Raw genomic sequence first — 4,161 nt, forward strand, 5'->3', positions numbered from 1 at the left:
CCACGCGGCGGAGGAACGTCGTCGGCAGGAACACCGAGTCGGCCACGATCATCGCCAGCGAGAAGAACGGCAGGCCGAGCACCACCGCGATCGCCACGTGCTCGGTGATCATCGCCGCCAGCAGCACGTTCTTCACCCGGCGGTTGAACAGCGTGAACGGGAACGCGACCTGCACCGCGACCGTGCCGTAGGTGATCAGCATGACCAGCGTGCCGTTGGCGGCGAGCAGGTCGGCCAGCGCCGGCCAGGGCGAGAAGTAGTCCAGGTGGAGGGGGTAGTGCAGCGCGGTGCCGTCCTGCCAGCGCGATCCCTGGATCTTGTACCAGCCCGCCGTGGCGTAGATCAGGCACGCCTCGGCCATGATGACCAGCAGCGCCGCGTTGTGCACGATGTTGCCCACCACGTCGAACAGCGCGCGCACCTGGGAACGCGGTGCGGCCCGCTCGACGACCCCCCAGGCGCCCAGGGCGATCCACATCACCCACAGCAACCAGGGGACGAACGGATCACCGTCCAGCAGACCCAGCAGCGTCGCCGGCACCAGCACCAGACCGGACACGCCCCACAGCACGGGCCCGCCCAGGCCGGCAGGACGCCTGCCCGGGAGACCCCCGGCCCCCGCATCCTCACGCCCCGCGCCCTCGTCACGCCGGGCGGCCTGGTGACGACGTGCCCGGCGCGCGTCCAGCGACCAGACCCGGCCGCACCGGGTGAAGACCAGGTAGACCGCCATCAGGTGCACGACGTTGTCACCGCCGTCGCCCATGAAGACACTGCGGTTCTGCAGGGAGAGCACACCCACCATGAAGAAGACCGACATGGCCCGGGTGCGCCAGCCCAGCGCGAGCAGCAGGCTCGCCAGGACGGCGAAGAGGTAGACGGCCTCGAACCAGAGTTCCGAGTCGGTCCACAGCAGCACCGTGAAGGCGCCGTTGTCCGCGATCAGCCGGTTGCCGAGCTCCCAGCTCCACGGGCCGTCGGGCCCGTACAGCTCGTGGCGGTGCGGGAACTCCCGCAGCAGGAAGAGCAGCCAGGTGGCCGCGAAGCCTATGCGTATGACCGCGCTCTGGTACGGGCCGAGCGCGGCGTCGGTGACCCGGGAGGCCAGCTTGCCGAGGGCGAGGTCCGGACGGTTCACAGGCTGCCTCCCGGGACGTCGTCCGCGGACACGTTCCACCAGGGCAGGACCCGGTAGCGGGGCTCGGACTCCGTCTTCTCACCGCTCCAGACCGGCGGCGCCACCTGAAGGGTCCGGGAGCGGATCTGTATCCGGTCCACCTCGGCCCCGTAGGTGCGGCCGAGCCGCATCACCACGATGCGCCGCAGGTACTCCTCCGCCAGCCGGCCGCGGGGACCGACCGCGCGGTTGTCGTCGTCGTGCGAGGAGACGTAGAAGTCCCAGGCACGACGGAGTTCGTTCTGCTGGGTGTGGCTGGGGGCCGGGTTGCCGTCGATGGCGCGGCCGTCCTCGGCGGAGAGATCGGTCCAGTCCACCGTCCGTACCTCCCCGTCCCCCGTCCGTATCTCCGCCCGGACCTGCACGGCGATGTTCTGCTGGAGCGGGTTCGGGGCGAAGAGCTTCCAGTTCTGCTCGAACTCGGGGTAGACCCAGCTGTCCACAGCCTCCGCGTGCCGCTTGCTGAGCGTGTTCGACGGCGCGACGTGCAGGAACACCATGCCGAGGTGCGCACAGGCGAGGGCCGCGACCGCCGCGAGCGCCACCGCCGCCGCGATCCGGCCGGGCAGACCGAGCGCCGCCACACCGGTCGGGGGGTTCGTCTCCTCGGGCGGAGGCCCGTTCTGGTGTGTTTCCATTCGCGCCCCGTCTCCCCCGTCCCGGTCGTTCGCACGCACCGTACTGAGTAACGGCGGCCCCGGGACACCCCTGTGGACAACAGGGGTGCGGACGACGGGGCGCCCAGGTCTTCCACAGCGGTTGACACCCTACGTTCCGCGGGCGACCCGAAGGGGTGCGGCCTGGTGACCGGCACCGCGGTACGCGGCACCGGAAACGGGTCTCAGACGACCTGCCCCGGCTTGCCCTCGTCGTCGACGACCGGCCTGCCCGCGGCCGCCCAGGCACCCATGCCGCCCGCCACGTTCACGGCGTCGATGCCCTGCTGCGCCAGGTACACGGTGACCTGCGCGGACCGCGCGCCGGAGCGGCAGATGACGTTCACCCGGCCGTCCTGCGGCGCGGCCTCGGTGAACTCGCCGTAGCGGGCCACGAACCCGCTCATCGGGATGTGCAGCGCGCCGGCGGCGTGACCCGCCCGCCACTCGTCGTCCTCCCGGACGTCCAGCAGGAAGTCGCCGTCCTTGAGGTCCGTGACCTGGACCGTGGGCACACCAGCTCCAAAGTTCATGCCACCGACGCTACCGGACCACCACCCGCACCACGGCTACGCTCGCGGCCCCTGCTGCGTCACAGCCACCGCCACGTCACCGCCGCAGCCACGCCATCGCCACCGCTACGGCTGGTGCAGCTCCATCAGCCGGGCCTCGCGCTCGGTGATGTCACCGGTGAGCTGCCGGGCGATGTCCTCCAGCAGCCCGTCCGGGTCGTCCGGCGCCAGCCGCAGCATGGAGGCGATGGCGCTCTCCTCCAGCTTCGCCGCCAGCTCGGTCAGCAGCTCCTTGCGGGCCGCGAGCCACTCGAGACGGTCGTACAGCTCGTCGGCGGGCGTCGCGCGGCGCTTGACGACCGGACCCGCCGCCCATTCCTCCTGGAGCGCGAGCAGCCGCTTCTCGTCCCCCCGGGAGTAGGCCGCGTTCACCCGGGAGATGAACTCGTCACGCCGCTTGCGCTCGCCCTCGTCCTGGGCGAGGTCCGGGTGGGCCTTGCGGACCAGCTCCCGGTAGAGCCGGCGGGCCTCCTCACCCGGGCGGACCCGCGGCGGCGGCTGCACGCTCTGGTCGGTGAGCATCGCCACGGACTCGGGGAACAGCCCCTGCCCGTCCATCCAGCCGCTCAGCAGTTCCTCGACACCGGGTATCGGCGTCACGCGCGCGCGGGCCTCCTGGGCCAGACGCACGTCCTCCGGGTCGCCGGTACGGGCCGCACGGGCCTCGGCGATCAGGGCGTCCAGCTCCTCCAGCCGCGCGTACAGCGGGCCGAGCCGCTGTTCGTGGAGCCGGGAGAAGTTCTCGATCTCGACGCGGAACGTCTCCACGGCGATCTCGTACTCGATCAGCGCCTTCTCGGCGGCCATGACGGCGCGCTCCAGACGCTCCTCGGGACGGGGAGCGGCTCCGCCGGCTCCCTCCGCGGGCTCGGGCGGAGTCCGGTCAGCTTCCGGGGTGGTCATCCGCCCAGCGTAGGCCACCTGCCAAGTCCCGTGCCGTCCAAGGTGATCGCGCTCACGCCCGGCCCGAACGGCCCCGCTCAGCCGGCCCGCTCAGTCCTCCGTCTCGGCCGCGATCCGCCCGGACCGCACCGCGGCCACCAGGTCCGCGTGGTCGGCCTCGGTGCGGTCGGCGTAGGCCACCGCGAACGAGGCCACCGCCTCGTCCAGCTCCCCGTTCTTCCCGCAGTACCCGGCCAGCATCCGCGGGTCGGCACTGTGGCTGTGCGCGCGGGCCAGCAGGGCGCCGGTCATCCGGGCGTAGTCGTCGATCTGTCCGGCGGTCAGCGAGGTGGCGTCCACGCTGCCCTTGCGGTTGCGGAACTGGCGCACCTGGTAGTGCCGCCCCTCGACCGTCGTCCAGCCGAGCAGGAAGTCGCTGACCACCTGCATGTGCCGCTGCCCCAGCACCACCCGGCGGCCCTCGTGCTCCACCGGCGGCGTGGCCGTCCCGGCCGCCGCCAGGTGCGGCAGCAGCGCCGAGGGGCGGGCCTCCTTCACCTGGAGGACCAGCGGCTCCCCGCGGTGGTCCAGCAGCAGCACCACGTAGGACCGGGTGCCGACGCTGCCGGTGCCCACCACCCGGAACGCGACGTCGTGCACCGCGTACCGGGCGAGCAACGGCAGCCGGTCCTCGGGCAGCGTGGCGGTCCAGCCCTCCAGGGAGAGCGCCACCGCGGCGGCCTCCGCGTCCGGCACCCGCCGCAGCACCGGAAGTGCCTCCACGAAGCGCCGCCCGCCGTCCGGCGCGGCCTCCGTGGACCTGGCGGCGAACCGCCCGCTGGTGTTGGACCGCGCCTTGGCGGCCACCCGCTCC

5 protein-coding genes are annotated in these 4,161 nt (G+C 72.5%); all 5 read right to left on the reverse strand.

All coding sequences use genetic code 11. The annotated features are described in order from the left end of the window. Positions 1-1,138, reverse strand: a 1,138-nt coding sequence (locus HW445_RS20640; protein WP_180222467.1) for an HTTM domain-containing protein, incomplete at its 3' end; no start/stop codon positions are given. Next, positions 1,135-1,815 carry a DUF5819 family protein gene (locus tag HW445_RS20645; RefSeq protein WP_257231191.1) on the reverse strand — a complete coding sequence of 227 codons (681 nt, stop codon included), beginning with the start codon at positions 1,813-1,815 and terminating at the stop codon, positions 1,135-1,137. The genes HW445_RS20645 and HW445_RS20640, both read right to left, overlap by 4 nt. A gap of 203 nt (positions 1,816-2,018) precedes the next feature. Next, positions 2,019-2,348, reverse strand: a complete 330-nt coding sequence (locus HW445_RS20650) for a rhodanese-like domain-containing protein (protein ID WP_180222471.1) — start codon at positions 2,346-2,348, stop codon at positions 2,019-2,021. A gap of 123 nt (positions 2,349-2,471) precedes the next feature. Next, positions 2,472-3,308, reverse strand: coding sequence for a hypothetical protein (locus HW445_RS20655; protein ID WP_180222469.1), 837 nt, complete (start codon positions 3,306-3,308; stop codon positions 2,472-2,474). Positions 3,309-3,398: 90 nt separating this feature from the next. Further along, on the reverse strand, positions 3,399-4,161 hold a 763-nt coding region (locus HW445_RS20660), incomplete at its 5' end, for a DUF2252 family protein (protein WP_180222470.1).

The organism is Streptomyces sp. UH6, assembly GCF_013421635.1.
Taxonomy (GTDB): Bacteria; Actinomycetota; Actinomycetes; order Streptomycetales; family Streptomycetaceae; genus Streptomyces; species Streptomyces abyssomicinicus.

Bases quoted from the DNA above. Each gene is read 5' to 3' on its own strand.
- HW445_RS20645 (WP_257231191.1), bottom strand. From the start codon at position 1,815: ATGGAAACACACCAGAACGGGCCTCCGCCCGAGGAGACGAACCCCCCG.
- HW445_RS20655 (WP_180222469.1), bottom strand. From the start codon at position 3,308: ATGACCACCCCGGAAGCTGACCGGACTCCGCCCGAGCCCGCGGAGGGA.